Consider the following 15,718-nt stretch of genomic DNA (forward strand, 5'->3'; position numbering starts at 1 on the left):
AAATGTGGATTGCGATTTCAGCACTGAATCTTGCGCTTGCAGTCATGCTCGGCGCATTTGGTGCCCATGGTTTAAAGACTCGAGCGACTGAAGCACAGTTGACCTGGTGGCAAACGGCCACAGATTATTTCTTCTACCATGCTCTTGGCTTACTTATTCTGGCAGTGATCAGCCGAGTGATTCCTGAATTGCCAATCAAATGGAGTTTTCTCCTGATCCAGGCGGGGATTTTCCTGTTCTGTGGCTCACTCTATGTCATGGCACTGGGTCTACCGCGCGGTTTAGGTGCAATTACACCAATTGGTGGTGCCTTAATGATTGCTGGCTGGTTAATTCTGGCCTGGAATGCCGTAAAATACCTCAAATAGGTCTGATGCTTTAATCAATAATCATGGAGGGTTGCCAAGATGCTGGTGTATATCAATGGCGAACAACAAGAAACTCAATGCAAGAACCTGCTGGAACTGGTTCAAAGTCTGGCGCTTGAGGGTAAGCGCTTTGCTGTTGAGGTCAATGAAATGATTATTTCTAAAAGCAGATTGGGTGAAACGCCCATTTGCGAAGCGGACAAAATAGAAATTATTCACGCAGTCGGTGGCGGCTAATAACACTTGGAACAATTATGCAAGATTTATTACAGATCGGTTCACGCCAATTCCAGTCTCGTCTTTTAGTAGGCACAGGCAAATATAAAGATTTAAATGAAACAGATCAGGCCATTCAGGCCAGTGGTGCAGAAATTGTAACGGTTGCTATTCGCCGGGTGAATATTGGTCAGCATCCAGACCAACCGAACCTGCTTTCAGTGGTTCCACCAGAAAAATACACCATTTTACCAAATACTGCGGGCTGTTTTGATGCCAATAGCGCAATACGCACCTGTATGCTGGCACGTGAACTGCTGGATGGTCATAACCTGGTAAAACTGGAAGTTCTGGGTGATGAAAAGACTCTTTATCCAAATATTACCGAAACTTTGAAAGCAGCGCGTACCCTGATTGATGACGGTTTTGAAATCATGGTCTATACCTCAGATGATCCGATCGTGGCACAAGAACTGGAAAGTATGGGCTGCGTAGCAATCATGCCTTTGGGTAGCCTGATCGGTTCTGGTCTGGGGATTCTGAATCCACACACGATTTCGATTATTAAAGAAAATGCCAAAGTGCCTGTGCTGGTTGATGCGGGTGTCGGTACTGCCAGTGATGCAGCGATTGCCATGGAACTAGGCTGTGACGGCGTACTGATGAATACTGCGATTGCTGCTGCACAAAATCCGGTCTTGATGGCCTCTGCGATGCGTAAGGCGGTTGAAGCGGGTCGTGAAGCATTCCTGGCCGGTCGTATGCCACGCAAACGCATGGCCAATGCCAGCTCACCTGAAACCGGTTATTTCTTTAAATAATAATCGAGGCTAGAGGCCCAAAAAATTATTTAAATCATGTCGATCTGTTCAGGAGTTTCCAGCAAACTCCTGGACTTTTAAATCTTTATGACTCTGATTACATTTTAAGATTAAGATGAGATCCCTTTCATAAATCAGACAATGGTCGTTCATTAGTATTAAAGTTCCTTCCTTCTCTCTTCAGGATGGGGAGCATGCTCCACGAGAGGATGAGGGGATTTCTTAAAAACCTCTCCCTAGCCCTCTCCTATAAGGAGAGGGAGTTTCCTTGATCATTTTCTAGTAACTTAGATTCTCAAATGAAGAACTCAAAATATTTTTAATTGATGAGAAAGACACATTGCAGCTCATCACAAACCCGTCTCATATGATTTTTAAAAGAGTCCTCTCACCTTCTTTTGATAAACTAACTTATTATCTAACTTCGAACATTTATAAAAATATAATTAAAAGGAATTTAAGTCGATGCTTTATCAGATCAAACTGCCTTTCCTATTTAGCACCCTGCTGTGTATAGCATTTACACAAAATGCATGTGCAACACCTCAGACAGATAGTTCTTCCAAATCAAGCTATCAATCTTTTATTCCGAAAAACTGGAAAGTTCTAGAAAAAGCGCAAGGCGATTTAAATCAGGACGGTCAAGCAGATCTCGCGCTGATTATTGAAGATACTAATCCCGAAAACTTTGTTGCAAATGCAGGTGTAGGCAATCATGTTCTGAATACCAACAAACGAAAACTTTTGATTTTATTCAAGCAGGCAAATGGTTATCAGCTTGTAGCTAGTAATACTACTTTACCAACCGAAGGTGATGTAGAGTCGCCTTGCCTCACTGATCCACTTGGTGAATCCGAAGCCTTAAGCATTCAAAAAGGTGTACTTCGGGTTCATTTACATTACTGGCTAAGCTGTGGTTCATGGTATGTCACCAATTATACTTATACCTTTCGATACCAAGATAATGCTTTTAAATTGATTGGCTATGATGTAGATGATTTTCACCGTGCCTCGGGTGAGAGTACAGCACGAAGCATTAACTTTTTAACAGGCAAGCTAAAAACTACAACAGATGAAAATGAATTTTCAGAACAGACGCAACTTGCCAAAGTTCAATGGTCCACCTTAAAACACCGCTACGCACTGAAACTTGAACAGGTTCAATTTAATCAGCCACAAGAGTTCGAATAAAATTAAATATTACAAACTCTTTCAAACTGAGAATTACAGCTTAAAGTGCTTCTAAAATCCGAATCTTTACACTCGCAACCGCACCTTGAGTGGCTTTAGCATGTTGCTGCATATTTACACTATGCATGTGGGTTTCCAGATGCTGAATACTTTCCCATTTTTCAAACATCATGATTGAAAAAGGCACTTTGGTCTGTAATAGGCTCTCAATCTCTGGATGATCAATATAAACATCATAAAGATGACAGCCTGGCTCTTGTAATACCTGTGCGCGGATGTTGTTAAATGAATCCAGCACTGTTTTCAGATCTTGTTCCGAATGACAGATGATTTCAGCAATAACGGTTAGCATGGTCATATCTCCTGGTTAAGCAAAAATTTGAGTTAAATGTTCACGATACTGTGCGATATACGCTTCAACTTCAGGGGCTTTAATTACATCATTCACAATAAATGTCGGTAAAGCCTGCATCCCCAGGAATTGGTTGGCTTTATGAAAAGGTAGGTAAACGCCATCTACACCCACGCCATGAAAAAACTGCTCGGTATCTGTAAACGCATCCATCGGTGCATTCCAGGTAAGAGATAACATATAGTTTTTATCGTGAATCAGGCCACCTGAGCCATATTTTTTTGAAGCATCTGAACGTGAGCGACCATCATTTGCATACAGGCTGCCATGCCCTTCGGTAAAAACATCATCAATATACTTTTTCACTGGCCACGGCGCACCCATCCACCAGCCTGGCATTTGGTAAATGACCGTATCTGCCCAAAGGTATTTTTCTACTTCTGCTTTTGCATCATATTCATTGTCAGCACGAGTTACCTGAACCTGATGCCCCAGCTTTGTTAATACTTCTTGAGCCAGTTCGGCCAAAGTATCATTTAACTGACCATTTGAGTGGGCAAAAGCTTTTGCGCCATTAATTAATAAAATATTTTTCATGGAAAGAACCTGAAACCAAAAATTTATGCAGGCACTATATAGACTCTGCTTATTGCTAAAAAGCAGTGATTTTGCAAATCATTATTGACTAAATATCAACAATTACTTTGGAAGCAATAAAAAAAGCGCCTTATGACGCTTTTTCAAAATTTTAGTATTAAGGAATCAAACCTTCATCACGCATTGCAATCTGTACAGACTGACGTTCTGCAACCTTATTACGGATATGAATAATATTTTTATATGGACTCAGATCATGTTCAATCTGGTTCGACCAGTTGGTGAGAACAAACAGGTAAGCATCTGCCGGACCGAAATTATCATCGACCAGATAATCATTGTCCGATTCACCAATCGCCTTATCGATATAACTCAATAAACGGTCAATTTCTGCATAGGCTTTTTCTTTGGCTTCATCTGATAATTTTCCAGTGAAGAATACAGCATAAGCATCATGCAACTCTGAGTTGAGATAACCTAACCACTCCAGCACTTTGGCACGTCCCATGCCAGAAGGTGGAATCAGATCTTGTTTTGGATCGTGTTGAGCAAGAAACGGTAAAATTGCAACATTTTCTGTAAGAATTAAACCCGGATTAATTTCTAATGCTGGTACATAACCCTTCGGGTTAATTTCGTAATAATCTGCACCTTTTTCTGTTTTATGGGTTTTTAAGTCAACACGTTCCAAATCAAAATCGACATTAATTTCATTTAAAATAATATGAGCTGCCAAAGAGCACGCGCCTGGCGAATAGTAAAGCTTCATTTCTGATCCTTGTTATACACTTCTCAATGTTTTAAATCGCTTCTGACAAACTTTCAAGTGATCAAACCTGTAAATTGCAAAAAAGCGTAACTGTGATTCAGCACAGTTACATATTCAATATTGAGGAATTTACAGGTTTTTGCAAGTCAATCTTGTGTAGATTTTTATCTGTATCTGTTTAAGATACGCAGGTTCTCAAAATTTAGATGATATTTCGTGATTAACCTGAAAAAAGAAGAATGGTTTTCCAATATCCGGACTGATGTACTGGCAGGTTTGGTGGTTGGACTGGCCCTGATTCCTGAATCTATTGCCTTTTCTGCGATTGCCGGTGTCGATCCGCAAGTCGGCTTATATGCCTCTTTCTGTATTGCCGTGTCCATTGCCTTTTTCGGTGGTCGTCCTGCCATGATTTCTGCGGCTACAGGTGCAATGGCACTATTGATGATTACGCTGGTCAAGGATCATGGATTGCAATACCTGCTTGCAGCCACGATTCTGACTGGAATCATTCAGGTGATTGCGGGCTTTTTTAAAGTTGCCAAGCTGATGCGTTTTGTGTCGCAGGCTGTGGTATATGGTTTCTTGAATGCCCTCGCGATCCTGATTTTTGTGGCACAAATCCCGGAAATTCACCGGATGGACAGTACGGCTTATCTGTTCATTTTAGTAGGTTTGGCAATTATCTATCTGTTTCCTTATATCCCGAAAATCGGTAAAGCCATTCCATCGCCTCTGATCTGTATCGTCGTGCTGAGCGCACTTGCGTTATTGCTTGGTGCAGATATGCGTACTGTGAGCGATCTGGGAGAGTTTCCAGATACCTTGCCAGTCTTTCTTCTTCCAGAAATTCCACTGAATCTGGAAACTTTGCAGATTATCCTGCCTTATTCCTTTACTCTAGCCACTGTAGGTCTGCTTGAAAGTATGATGACGACTACAGTGATTGATGAAGTGACTGGAACTGAAGGTGACCGACATCAGGAATGTCGTGGTCAGGGTATGGCCAATATTGTCAGCGGTTTTATGGGCGGAATGGCCGGTTGTGCCATGATTGGCCAGTCGATTATCAATGTCTCATCAGGTGCTCGTACACGTTTATCGACATTAGTTGCTGGCGTATTTTTACTGTGTTTGGTGGTCTTCCTGAAAGACTGGCTGGCTTATATTCCTATGGCAGCACTGGTAGCTATTATGATTATGGTATCATTTACCACCTTCCAGTGGGGTGCAATCAAACAGTTTGGCAAGCATCCGCTAGAATTTAATACCGTGATGATTGCAGTGATAATTGTCGTGCTTGCTACTCATAATCTGGCGCTCGGTGTATTTGTCGGTGTATTGCTCTCTGCTCTGTTCTTTATTAATAAGCTGGAAAGAACTGTACATGTCTCGACTTATTTGCATAAGCCTAATTCACGTAGCTATATAATTTCTGGTCAGATTTTTTTCAGTAGTACAGAAAAGTTCTACCAGTTTTTTGATTTTAAGGAAAAGCTAGATCATGTTGAGCTAGATCTGACGCATGCACATATCTGGGATGTAACTTCAGTAAATATGCTCAATAACGTCATCCAGAAGTTTAAAGCCCAAGGCATAGACGTGACTGTGATTGGTTTAAATGAAGCCAGTAGCACTTTGATCGACCGTTTTAGTACCTGATCAAGCTTGATCTATAAAAGAGCCGATTGGCTCTTTTATTTTGTCTGAGATATCTGACTCGATTTTTATGGAGAAATACCGAGAAAAGTTTGACTTGCACCGCTCAGGACTTAAAATACCGCATTCTGAATTTTTAGATTTGCCAAAATTATGTCGAACGATCAATTAGACCAGCAAGTCGTGGAGCTGGACAATTTAAGCGAGCACCGTGAAATTGTGACGTTTATGCGCCGCTCAGCGCCATTAAATACCTCTCAACGTACTGCGCTTGAACAATATGGTCACTTAATTTTGGAATATCCGGTAGGTGATTTGCGTCAGCATTTTGAACACCCTGAACGTCCGCTGACTGTCGAAATCGGTTTTGGTATGGGCCGCTCTCTGGTTCTCATGGCGAAAGCGAATCCAGAGCGTAACTTTGTCGGAATCGAAGTGCATGTACCGGGTATTGCGCAGTGCGTGTATGAAGCAGGTATGGCTGGCGTGACGAACTTACGTGTACTGGATGCTGATGCGATTCAGGTACTTCGTGAAATGCCAGACAATAGCATCAACACCGTTCAGCTGTATTTCCCTGATCCATGGCAGAAAAAACGTCACTTTAAACGCCGTTTTGTATCTCATGACCGCATGCCATTGGTTGAGCAAAAGCTGGAACTTGGCGGTACTTTCCATGCTGCAACAGACTGGGAACCGTATGCTGAGTGGATGCTGGAAGTTCTGGAAGAACGTCCACGTTTAGAAAACCTGGCAGGTAAAGGCAACAGCTACCCTCGCCCTGAATGGCGCCCACAAACCAAGTTTGAACGTCGCGGGATCGAAGCTGGCCACAAGATTAATGACTTTATCTTTAAGAAAATTTCTTAATATCTATAAGTCTAAAAAGCGCTGATTATTCAGCGCTTTTTTATTAGCTCTTATGGCGTTCTAAAATCTGCTGACTGAATAATTTATATACATCTGCCAAGTCTTGTCGTTCAGATTGCTCTAGCATCTGCTGATGCATATTCAGAATATTCTGATCACCACGCATCGCAGGTCCAGTCTGCCCCTGACGAGGATCATTTTTCGTCGCTTTATTGGCTGTTTCCAGAATCAATGGATAAAGCAGGCTAAAGTCTACCTGCTGTGCATCCACAATCTGCTTGGCCATGTCATAACAGTAGTTGCTAAAATTGCAGGCAAACACTGCAGCCAGATGTAAGCTCAAACGTTGGTCTGAACTATATTGATAAACTCGTTTGCTTAGGCTATTTGCTAAATGAGTTAAGATTTCTTGATCTTCTGGCTCAGACGCTTCAATAAATAAAGGCGTATTTTCCCAGTCAATTTCACGTTCCAGACTAAAGGTTTGCAATGGATAAAAGACGCCAGACTTTGCATGTACATCTGCTAGAACATTCAGGTGAGAACTGCCTGAAGTATGGACAATCAGCACATCTTGCAAGTAAAAATAGACTTGTCTGATGACCTCAGCAATTGATTGATCACTCACGGCAATGATCATCAAGTCTATATTCTGATTCAGATTCTCAGGTTGAGCGATGGCTTGCGCTTTAAATTGATCAGCCAGTTGCTGTGCTTTATCCAGAGTCCGGCTGTAGATCTGTACAATTTCATGTTGTGCTGACAAAGCACGGGCAAGATGATAAGCCACTCGCCCTGCCCCAATAATACTAATCCGCATTCATCAATATTCCTGAATCATTGCGCACAGCATGCCAATAAAAAAAGGATGAATCAATTCATCCTTTTGCTTTTGAACCGGATTTAGAATTTACGTAAGGTCAGAATCTGTTCACTACGACCGAAAGGCCCGTGAATATCATGCAGCACACCACTGGTGAGACCAATCCCATCTTCACCATATTGTTGCACCACTTCCAGCCCCAACCATTCACCTTGCGGCAGACGGTACATATGAATCTGTAAATCTAGATTCGGGAATCCCCAGCCCGCATTCGGGTCCTGACGTGGCACAATGCCATTCGCGGTATCGACCATACCGAGTAAACGACTAAAATCTGTAGTCGGTTGTCCTTCTACCATATCCAATGAATTTCTGAGCCAGACAATGCCTTTGCCTGCACGATGATCAGGATGTGCACGGGTTTCAATACTTTGAATATAACCGCCCGGCCAGCAACTCATACCCTCCCAAACCGGTAAAAACTCAGGGCTTTCAATCGGAAAATCTTCGATACCTGCAATGGCCCGGCTATCTGAAGTCAACATCCTCCAGGCACGTGCAACAATACAGGTTTTTCCATTGGCACACATTTCTGCCTCAATCAATTCAATAGTTTTGCCAGGACGGATCATGCGTGTAGTAATAGAAAATTCACCAAATGCAATCAGCCCAAAAATATCCAGTCCAACCCGGCCAATGCGCATTTCTGATCTAGGCTGAAACTGTTCCAGTTCAACACATAGAATACCGGTTGCCGGTGCCATATGCTGTTCATGAGGATTCCACGCACCTTGAGCATGAATATTGGAACGATAATAGGCAGTATTACTGCCATCTGTATGCTGCTCGCGCTGGATCAAACTATAATATGCTGACATTCTTCTTAAACTTCCTTGATTATTCTCTTAAACTTTAAAATTCATATAAAGTTTCATGATTTTTATTTTCTGAGTAAAAAACCATAATAATTCATGATTTGACTATAATTTTTGCGCTGTTTAAATCCGACTTTTGTTAAAAGTTCATTTGAATCTTCTACTGAAATCAGGAAAAAGTCCTGCTGCAATCTGGCCAGCATATTTTCGCTTTGCTGCACACTAAGTCCGGTTTGCTGTGCCATTTTTTGCATTACCTTTAATTCATTCTCATCTTCTGGTTGCATCAGATCATAGGTCAATCCGATCCCGCCAGCTTTAAGGCTCTGATAGATAGCCTGAAAAAAATCAGATTTCTGAGGTTCAGGAATAAAATGGACGACTAAAATAGCGAGTGCAGCATCGAATGAATTTTGTTGATCCAGTTCCTGAGTGGTGCACTGTATAAACTGAACTCGTTGTTCAGCGCCAATAGAAGCCAGCTGCTTCCTTGCCTGCTCAAGCATTGCAGCGGAAGGATCAATCGCAGTAAATGTCCAGTTTGGATGCTGTTGCAATAAATAAGATAGTTCATAACCAGTTCCGCAACCCACAATCAGGATATGTGCATTTTCTGGAAGCTCAGTACTGAGTATGGCTTCAATCTGCTGATGCACCAGTTCATAGCCAGGAATCAGTTTACGGATATGATCATCATAACTTGCGACCACCACTTCACTGTGAAAGTTTTTTGCCATCTGTTTACTCTGATTTATATAGAAATAGATTTTTATCTATTTAAAGAAATTGCTAAATACATGACCTCAATTTGCAAGATGGATTCTTCTTCCATTGTGCAGGTGCTTCGTTACTTTGACTGGGCAAAGTAACCAAACCCCTCTGTTTCATTGATATGGCATCCTTGCCATACAATGAAACGGCGGCATCCATGCCGCCAGGTCATCTGATCAAATACTATTTAAACTTAGCTTTAATTAATTTAAGCAATCTCTTTTAAATTTAATTCTTCACGCATAAATTCACGCAACTTGAACTTCTGTGCCTTGCCTGAAGCTGTCATCGGGAAGTCATGGAAGAAACGCACATAACGCGGCACTTTGTTATGCGAGATATGCTCGGCACAATATTGGCGGATGGCTTCTTCGGTACATGGATCATTCTCATGCAGGATAATGCAGGCACAAAGCTCTTCACCATATTTATGGTCTGGCACGCCAATCACCTGCACATCCGACACCGCTGGATGGGTGTAAAGGAAATCTTCAATTTCTTTCGGGAACAGGTTTTCACCGCCGCGAATCACCACATCCTTGATACGACCCTTGATTTTGACAAAGCCTTCATCATCCATTTCCGCAATATCACCGGTATGCATCCAGCGTGCAGCATCAATCACTTCCTGAGTCTTGTCCTGATCTTCCCAATAACCGAGCATCACGGAATAACCACGCACACAGAGTTCACCTAATTGACCGCGCGGCACCACCTTGCCATTTTCATCGACAATTTTAACTTCCAAATGCGGATGGACACGGCCAACTGTACTCACACGACGTTCAACACTGTCTTCTGTTGAACTTTGGGCACTTACCGGTGCTGTTTCAGTCATGCCATAACAGATGGTAATTTCAGACATATGCATTCGCTCTATTACACGCTGCATAATTTCCTGTGGACACGGGCTACCCGCCATAATACCGGTACGCAGACTGGATAGATCAAATTCGTCAAACTGCTCATGTTCCAGCACGGCAATAAACATGGTCGGTACGCCATAAGCCGCAGTACATTTTTCCTGCTGAATGGCTTTCAAGGTTTCCAGCGGATTAAATACGGCAGATGGATAAATCATGGCTGAACCATGGGTAATACAGGCCAGATTGCCCATTACCATGCCAAAGCAGTGGAATAGTGGAACAGAAATACAGACACGGTCTTCTGGACTTAAGTGAATCGCTTCACCGACGAAGTAACCATTATTTAAAATATTGTTATGGGTCAGCATCGTACCCTTAGGATTCCCTGTGGTGCCCGACGTAAACTGGATATTGATAGTTTCATCGAACTGCAAATCAGTGGAGATCTGTTGCAGCTGTTCCAGCTCTTGAGCACTTGGTGTAGGCATTAAATCCTGAAAACGATGAATGCCAGTATGCTGCTGCTCATCAATTTTAATGACATGCTTTAAATGTGGGAGACGTTCTGCATTTAGTAATTTATTTTCAGCCTGTTTTAATTCAGGCGCAATTTTGGTCAGGATTTCCTGATAGTCCGTGGTTTTAAACTGCGATGCAATGACCAGTCCCTTACAGGACACTTTATTCAGGACATATTCCAGCTCATTGCTTTTATAGGCCGGATTCAGGTTAACCAGAATAATGCCTGCCTTGAAAGCTGCGAACTGGGTAATAGTCCATTCCACACAGTTCGGCGACCAGATCGCCAGACGGTCACCTTTTTGCATACCCAATTTCAGCAGCTGACAGGCAAAGGCATTGACCTGATCCTGTAGCTGCCGATAACTCAGGCGTATGTTCTGATGCATGCTGACGACTGCATCGCGATCTGCATACTGCTCGCAAGCTTGATCAAATTTTTCACCAATCGTCATGCCCAATAAAGGCTGGCTGCTGGTTCCATAGGCATAGCTTAACCGTACTTGTGTCATTGAATCGATCTCCTTGATTCTTTGTAATTCTGATTTTCAACTTTACTAATTGTTTTATGACCACGACGACCTTGTCTATGTGCCTGTTTTTGTGTGTCTATGCTACTGAATTTCCCTCCTGTCGATGTACTGCGTTAACACAAAAATCGGCAATCTGTTTGACAAAGTGATCCTTGTAGTTCTGATCAAACATCACATTACGGGACGGATTCAAAGGTTCAATCACGACAAAGGTCATGGCACCAACCACGCCCAAAGCTGCCGTATTTAAATCTTCAAACTCGAACTCTCCATTCACCTTTCCTTCGGCCAGGATTTCCTTAATGCTTTGTTTAAGCAGCTGTTTACTGCGAAAACGCTCATGTTCCATTTCCGGATCAACCGGTTCAAACATAAGTGAATACGCCAACTGGGGGCTATTCATGGCACGTTTCACAAAAGTTGTAACAGATTTTTGCAATTTCAGTTTTGGCGACAAATCCGACCCGGCAATGGAAACAAGAATTCCAACTTCATGCTGAATCGCTGCCGACAAAACCTCAATCAAAATCTGGCTTTTGTTTTCAAAATATCGATATACCAGCCCTGTAGAAACGCCTGCGCGTTCTGCAATCGCCTGAATCGACGCCTCTTTAAAGCCCCCTTGAGTAATCAGTTCACGAGCAGACTGTAAAATCGACAAACGATTTTGTTCCATTCGTTCCTGCATCAGTGATGATCTTTTATAACTCATAATCTTATTCTCAACCAGATAAAATGAATTGTAAATCATTTTGTGAATATAGGTTCACTTTTTTAATTTTTCGTTGTATGTTAAAAAAACAAGCACAACAAAAATGCTTTTGGACACAACAAATATAATCTCAGGATGGATGAAGAATGAATTTACAAAGCTTAGATTTCGGTTTGGATGAAACTCTTATTGCGCTTCGTGATTCAGTGGCCGCATTTTGCGCCAAGGAAATTGCCCCAATTGCCCAGCAAGTTGACCGTGACAATGAATTCCCGGCTCACCTCTGGAAAAAATTTGGTGATATGGGCCTACTTGGTTTAACGGTCAGTGAAGAATATGGCGGTACCAATCTGGGGTATCTGGCCCATATTATTGCCATGCAAGAAATTTCCCGTGCTTCAGCATCCATTGGTTTGTCCTATGGCGCCCATTCTAACCTATGTGTAAACCAAATTAAGCGAAATGGTAATGAAGAACAAAAGCAGCGTTATCTGCCAAAACTGATTTCTGGTGAATATGTCGGTGCATTAGCAATGTCTGAGCCGAATGCCGGATCAGATGTAGTCAGCATGAAACTGAAAGCTGAAGATAAAGGCGATCATTATCTACTCAATGGTTCCAAGATGTGGATCACTAACGGTGGTGATGCCGATGTACTTGTCGTCTATGCCAAAACCGATTTACAAGCTGGTGCCAAAGGCATGACTGCTTTTCTGGTTGAGAAAAATATGCCAGGTTTTAGTCACGGCACTCATTTAGACAAATTGGGCATGCGTGGTTCCAATACTTATCCCCTGTTTTTTGACAATGTCGAAGTTCCGAAAGAAAACGTGCTTGGCGGTGTCGGCAATGGGACTAAAGTGCTGATGAGTGGTCTGGACTATGAACGTGCGGTTCTGAGTGCTGGCCCACTGGGCATTATGGATGCCTGCATGGATACCGTGATTCCTTATATTCATGACCGTAAACAATTTGGTCAGGCACTGGGCGAATTCCAGTTGATGCAAGGCAAAATTGCTGACATGTACTCTACCTGGCTGGCATGTAAGGCACTGGTGTATGCCGTTGGTGCTGAATGTGACAAGGCTGATCATAGCCGAAGCCTGCGTAAAGACGCTGCCAGTGCGATTTTATATGCCGCTGAAAAAGCCACCTGGATGGCGGGTGAAACCATTCAGACCCTAGGTGGGAACGGTTATATCAATGAATTTGCTGCAGGCCGTTTATGGCGCGATGCCAAACTCTATGAAATTGGCGCCGGAACTTCCGAAATCCGCCGCATGCTCATTGGCCGTGAGCTCTTCAACGAAACAGCCTAAACATTAACACTTAGAATAAAACAAGGATGTTCGTCATGAATCAGTTACAGAGCAAAATCAATATACGTAGTGAAGAGTTTAAGACCAACCAGGCTGCCATGCTGCAACTGGTGGATGACCTGAAACAGAAAGTAGAAAAAATTGCCTTGGGTGGCGGAGAAAATGCCCGCCAGAAACATCTGGATCGCGGCAAATTACTGCCGCGTGAACGGATTAATCATTTAATTGATCCAGGCACGGCTTTTCTGGAAATCGGTCAACTGGCTGCCTATCAGGTTTATCAGGATGATGTTCCTGCAGCAGGTGTAGTCGCTGGTGTGGGTCAGGTGAATGGCGTAACCTGCATGATCGTGGCCAATGATGCCACAGTCAAAGGCGGGACTTATTATCCACTTACGGTGAAAAAGCATTTACGAGCCCAGGAAATTGCCGAGCAGAATCATTTGCCATGTATTTATCTGGTCGATTCTGGCGGTGCTTATTTACCTTTACAGGATGAAGTCTTCCCGGATCGTGATCACTTCGGTCGTATCTTTTACAATCAGGCACGTATGTCGAGTCTAGGTATTGCCCAGATTGCAGTGGTGATGGGTAGCTGTACGGCAGGTGGTGCTTATGTGCCAGCGATGTCAGATGAAACCATTATTGTGCGTAATCAAGGCACGATTTTCCTCGGCGGCCCTCCTCTGGTGAAAGCGGCAACCGGTGAAGTGGTTTCTAGTGAAGACTTAGGTGGTGGTGATGTACATACCCGTTTATCTGGGGTTGCCGATCATCTGGCAGAAAATGATGAACACGCAATTGCCATTGCCCGCAACATTGTGGCGAACCTGAATAAAAAGCCAAATAAAACTGCAGATGAAATTGAAGCACCGCGTTTTGACAGTTCAGAGCTGTATGGCATTGTGCCAAGCGATGCACGTAAACCGTTTGATATCCGTGAAGTGATTGCGCGTATTGTCGACGGTTCACGCTTTGACGAATTCAAGGCACGCTTTGGGACTACCCTGGTCACTGGCTTTGCCAAGCTCTATGGAATGCCAGTTGGAATTATTGCCAACAATGGAATTTTATTCTCTGAGTCTGCACAAAAAGGCGCGCATTTTATTGAACTATGTACCCAGCGCAATATTCCGCTGATCTTCCTGCAAAACATCACCGGCTTTATGGTGGGTCGTCAGTATGAAAATGAAGGTATTGCTAAAAATGGTGCCAAGCTGGTGATGGCCGTCGCGACAGCCAATGTGCCTAAACTGACTCTGGTGATTGGCGGTTCTTTTGGTGCCGGTAACTATGGCATGTGTGGCCGTGCTTACTCGCCACGCTTTATGTGGACCTGGCCAAACTCACGTATTTCGGTGATGGGCGGTGAACAGGCCTCTAGCGTATTGTCGACTTTGAAACGCGATCAGATTGAGCAAAAAGGTGGAACCTGGTCAGCTGAAGAAGAAGACCAGTTTAAACAGCCAATTCGTGACCAATATGAACGCCAAGGCCATCCTTATTATGCTTCTGCGCGTTTATGGGATGACGGTGTCATTGATCCAGCGCAATCGCGTGAAGTCCTGGCCCTAAGTCTGGCTGCAGCGATGAATGCACCAATCCAGCCAACCAAATTCGGCGTGTTCCGCATGTAAGAGGTGACAAAAATGGACTATCAATTTTTACAGCTCGAACAGCAGTATCAGGTAGCAACAGTCTGGATTAATCGCGCTGAATTGCACAATGCATTTAATACCCAGGTCATTGAAGAGCTACATGCTTGCTTTCAGTCTTTAAATCAGCGTGATGATGTACGTGTAGTGATTCTGGCAGGCCGAGGTAAAAGCTTTTCTGCGGGTGCGGATCTGAACTGGATGAAAAAGGCCGGTCAGGCCTCACAGGCAGACAATGAAGCCGATGCTCTCAAACTGGCAAAAATGCTGCAAAGTCTGGCGACCTTGAAACAGCCAACGATTGCCCGTGTCCATGGTATTGCTTTTGGCGGCGGTATGGGTCTGGCAGCCGCTTGTGATATCTGTATCGCCAGCACTGATGCCAAGTTTGCAACGTCTGAAGTACGTTTAGGATTAGCCCCTTCGACCATTAGTCCGTATGTGATTCGTGCGATTGGCGCCCGTCAGGCGTCACGTTATTTCCTGACTGCTGAGCGAATCTCAGCTGAACAGGCGAAAACCATTGGTCTGGCACATGAAGTGACTGCACCAGAACAGCTCGACAGCAAAATTGATGAGATTGTGGAAGCGCTCTTACTCGGTGGACCAGCAGCGCAAAACGCCTCAAAACAGCTGATTCAACTGGTCGATCAACAGGTCCTGACTGAAGATCTGCTGTTTAAAACCGCACAGCATATTGCCCATGTTCGCCAGGGAGATGAGGCGAAAAATGGACTGAATGCATTTTTAAACAAACAAAGCCCGGCCTGGATTAAGACCACGGCATAACAACAAGAAGGAT

General features: G+C 43.4%; 17 protein-coding genes. 9 read left to right on the forward strand and 8 right to left on the reverse strand.

Annotated elements, in window-relative coordinates:
* Window positions 1-2 precede the first annotated feature (2 nt).
* The 4 genes from FTV14_RS06140 to FTV14_RS06155 all read left to right on the forward strand — a co-directional run bounded on the left by FTV14_RS06140 (window position 3) and on the right by FTV14_RS06155 (window position 2,596).
* Complete coding sequence (locus tag FTV14_RS06140; protein WP_004782466.1) at window positions 3-368, forward strand: DUF423 domain-containing protein; 366 nt, start codon at window positions 3-5, stop codon at window positions 366-368.
* 39 nt (window positions 369-407) lie between these two features.
* Window positions 408-605 carry a sulfur carrier protein ThiS gene (thiS, locus tag FTV14_RS06145; protein ID WP_005235073.1) on the forward strand — a complete coding sequence of 66 codons (198 nt, stop codon included), beginning with the start codon at window positions 408-410 and terminating at the stop codon, window positions 603-605.
* 17 nt (window positions 606-622) lie between these two features.
* The gene (locus tag FTV14_RS06150) at window positions 623-1,405 is read left to right on the forward strand and encodes a thiazole synthase (RefSeq protein ID WP_180003681.1); all 783 of its coding nucleotides are present in this window, start codon (window positions 623-625) and stop codon (window positions 1,403-1,405) included.
* Between the two features lie 465 nt (window positions 1,406-1,870).
* Window positions 1,871-2,596 (forward strand): hypothetical protein, encoded by a 726-nt coding sequence (locus tag FTV14_RS06155; protein ID WP_180053550.1) that lies wholly within the window; start codon window positions 1,871-1,873, stop codon window positions 2,594-2,596.
* Window positions 2,597-2,636: 40 nt separating this feature from the next.
* On the opposite strand, the gene FTV14_RS06160 is transcribed toward FTV14_RS06155, so the two are convergent.
* The 3 genes from FTV14_RS06160 to FTV14_RS06170 all read right to left on the reverse strand — a co-directional run bounded on the left by FTV14_RS06160 (window position 2,637) and on the right by FTV14_RS06170 (window position 4,314).
* Window positions 2,637-2,948: a putative quinol monooxygenase gene (locus FTV14_RS06160; RefSeq protein WP_180053551.1), complete on the reverse strand. Its 312-nt coding sequence runs from the start codon at window positions 2,946-2,948 to the stop codon at window positions 2,637-2,639.
* A 15-nt stretch (window positions 2,949-2,963) separates the two neighbouring features.
* On the reverse strand, window positions 2,964-3,545 hold the full coding sequence (locus tag FTV14_RS06165) for an NAD(P)H-dependent oxidoreductase (protein WP_179992280.1): 582 nt from the start codon (window positions 3,543-3,545) through the stop codon (window positions 2,964-2,966).
* A gap of 157 nt (window positions 3,546-3,702) precedes the next feature.
* Window positions 3,703-4,314: a glutathione binding-like protein gene (locus tag FTV14_RS06170; RefSeq protein WP_004782472.1), complete on the reverse strand. Its 612-nt coding sequence runs from the start codon at window positions 4,312-4,314 to the stop codon at window positions 3,703-3,705.
* A 216-nt stretch (window positions 4,315-4,530) separates the two neighbouring features.
* Between FTV14_RS06170 and FTV14_RS06175 the strand changes: the two genes are divergently transcribed.
* Window positions 4,531-5,976 (forward strand): SulP family inorganic anion transporter, encoded by a 1,446-nt coding sequence (locus FTV14_RS06175; RefSeq protein WP_180053552.1) that lies wholly within the window; start codon window positions 4,531-4,533, stop codon window positions 5,974-5,976.
* A gap of 150 nt (window positions 5,977-6,126) precedes the next feature.
* A complete protein-coding gene (gene trmB, locus FTV14_RS06180; RefSeq protein ID WP_004782474.1) occupies window positions 6,127-6,843 on the forward strand; it encodes a tRNA (guanosine(46)-N7)-methyltransferase TrmB in 717 nt (238 codons plus the stop codon).
* A 43-nt stretch (window positions 6,844-6,886) separates the two neighbouring features.
* Here trmB and FTV14_RS06185 read toward each other — a convergent pair whose 3' ends face one another.
* The 5 genes from FTV14_RS06185 to FTV14_RS06205 all read right to left on the reverse strand — a co-directional run bounded on the left by FTV14_RS06185 (window position 6,887) and on the right by FTV14_RS06205 (window position 11,942).
* Window positions 6,887-7,663: a Rossmann-like and DUF2520 domain-containing protein gene (locus FTV14_RS06185; protein WP_180053553.1), complete on the reverse strand. Its 777-nt coding sequence runs from the start codon at window positions 7,661-7,663 to the stop codon at window positions 6,887-6,889.
* A gap of 83 nt (window positions 7,664-7,746) precedes the next feature.
* Window positions 7,747-8,544 carry a thioesterase family protein gene (locus tag FTV14_RS06190; protein WP_125279240.1) on the reverse strand — a complete coding sequence of 266 codons (798 nt, stop codon included), beginning with the start codon at window positions 8,542-8,544 and terminating at the stop codon, window positions 7,747-7,749.
* A 62-nt stretch (window positions 8,545-8,606) separates the two neighbouring features.
* Window positions 8,607-9,278: a class I SAM-dependent methyltransferase gene (locus tag FTV14_RS06195; RefSeq protein ID WP_180053554.1), complete on the reverse strand. Its 672-nt coding sequence runs from the start codon at window positions 9,276-9,278 to the stop codon at window positions 8,607-8,609.
* A 242-nt stretch (window positions 9,279-9,520) separates the two neighbouring features.
* On the reverse strand, window positions 9,521-11,209 hold the full coding sequence (locus tag FTV14_RS06200) for an AMP-binding protein (protein ID WP_180016671.1): 1,689 nt from the start codon (window positions 11,207-11,209) through the stop codon (window positions 9,521-9,523).
* A 97-nt stretch (window positions 11,210-11,306) separates the two neighbouring features.
* Window positions 11,307-11,942, reverse strand: a complete 636-nt coding sequence (locus FTV14_RS06205) for a TetR/AcrR family transcriptional regulator (RefSeq protein WP_180053555.1) — start codon at window positions 11,940-11,942, stop codon at window positions 11,307-11,309.
* 146 nt (window positions 11,943-12,088) lie between these two features.
* Between FTV14_RS06205 and FTV14_RS06210 the strand changes: the two genes are divergently transcribed.
* Genes FTV14_RS06210 through FTV14_RS06220 form a run of 3 tightly spaced genes read left to right on the forward strand, consistent with a single transcriptional unit; the run spans window position 12,089 to window position 15,705 of the window.
* On the forward strand, window positions 12,089-13,261 hold the full coding sequence (locus tag FTV14_RS06210) for an isovaleryl-CoA dehydrogenase (protein ID WP_004782484.1): 1,173 nt from the start codon (window positions 12,089-12,091) through the stop codon (window positions 13,259-13,261).
* Window positions 13,262-13,296: 35 nt separating this feature from the next.
* Window positions 13,297-14,898 (forward strand): carboxyl transferase domain-containing protein, encoded by a 1,602-nt coding sequence (locus tag FTV14_RS06215; protein WP_005235052.1) that lies wholly within the window; start codon window positions 13,297-13,299, stop codon window positions 14,896-14,898.
* Window positions 14,899-14,910: 12 nt separating this feature from the next.
* Window positions 14,911-15,705, forward strand: a complete 795-nt coding sequence (locus tag FTV14_RS06220) for an enoyl-CoA hydratase/isomerase family protein (RefSeq protein ID WP_180053556.1) — start codon at window positions 14,911-14,913, stop codon at window positions 15,703-15,705.
* Window positions 15,706-15,718 lie beyond the last annotated feature (13 nt).

Source organism: Acinetobacter sp. YH12236 (assembly GCF_013417645.1).
GTDB lineage: Bacteria > Pseudomonadota > Gammaproteobacteria > Pseudomonadales > Moraxellaceae > Acinetobacter.

What these genes read in the sequence shown, in the direction of transcription:
- trmB (WP_004782474.1), top strand. Translation starts at nt 6,127, where the DNA reads ATGTCGAACGATCAATTAGACCAGCAAGTCGTGGAGCTGGACAATTTA.
- thiS (WP_005235073.1), top strand. Translation starts at nt 408, where the DNA reads ATGCTGGTGTATATCAATGGCGAACAACAAGAAACTCAATGCAAGAAC.
- FTV14_RS06205 (WP_180053555.1), bottom strand. Translation starts at nt 11,942, where the DNA reads ATGAGTTATAAAAGATCATCACTGATGCAGGAACGAATGGAACAAAAT.
- FTV14_RS06170 (WP_004782472.1), bottom strand. Translation starts at nt 4,314, where the DNA reads ATGAAGCTTTACTATTCGCCAGGCGCGTGCTCTTTGGCAGCTCATATT.
- FTV14_RS06185 (WP_180053553.1), bottom strand. Translation starts at nt 7,663, where the DNA reads ATGCGGATTAGTATTATTGGGGCAGGGCGAGTGGCTTATCATCTTGCC.
- FTV14_RS06140 (WP_004782466.1), top strand. Translation starts at nt 3, where the DNA reads ATGTGGATTGCGATTTCAGCACTGAATCTTGCGCTTGCAGTCATGCTC.
- FTV14_RS06160 (WP_180053551.1), bottom strand. Translation starts at nt 2,948, where the DNA reads ATGCTAACCGTTATTGCTGAAATCATCTGTCATTCGGAACAAGATCTG.
- FTV14_RS06220 (WP_180053556.1), top strand. Translation starts at nt 14,911, where the DNA reads ATGGACTATCAATTTTTACAGCTCGAACAGCAGTATCAGGTAGCAACA.
- FTV14_RS06215 (WP_005235052.1), top strand. Translation starts at nt 13,297, where the DNA reads ATGAATCAGTTACAGAGCAAAATCAATATACGTAGTGAAGAGTTTAAG.
- FTV14_RS06200 (WP_180016671.1), bottom strand. Translation starts at nt 11,209, where the DNA reads ATGACACAAGTACGGTTAAGCTATGCCTATGGAACCAGCAGCCAGCCT.
- FTV14_RS06195 (WP_180053554.1), bottom strand. Translation starts at nt 9,278, where the DNA reads ATGGCAAAAAACTTTCACAGTGAAGTGGTGGTCGCAAGTTATGATGAT.
- FTV14_RS06190 (WP_125279240.1), bottom strand. Translation starts at nt 8,544, where the DNA reads ATGTCAGCATATTATAGTTTGATCCAGCGCGAGCAGCATACAGATGGC.
- FTV14_RS06165 (WP_179992280.1), bottom strand. Translation starts at nt 3,545, where the DNA reads ATGAAAAATATTTTATTAATTAATGGCGCAAAAGCTTTTGCCCACTCA.
- FTV14_RS06155 (WP_180053550.1), top strand. Translation starts at nt 1,871, where the DNA reads ATGCTTTATCAGATCAAACTGCCTTTCCTATTTAGCACCCTGCTGTGT.
- FTV14_RS06150 (WP_180003681.1), top strand. Translation starts at nt 623, where the DNA reads ATGCAAGATTTATTACAGATCGGTTCACGCCAATTCCAGTCTCGTCTT.
- FTV14_RS06210 (WP_004782484.1), top strand. Translation starts at nt 12,089, where the DNA reads ATGAATTTACAAAGCTTAGATTTCGGTTTGGATGAAACTCTTATTGCG.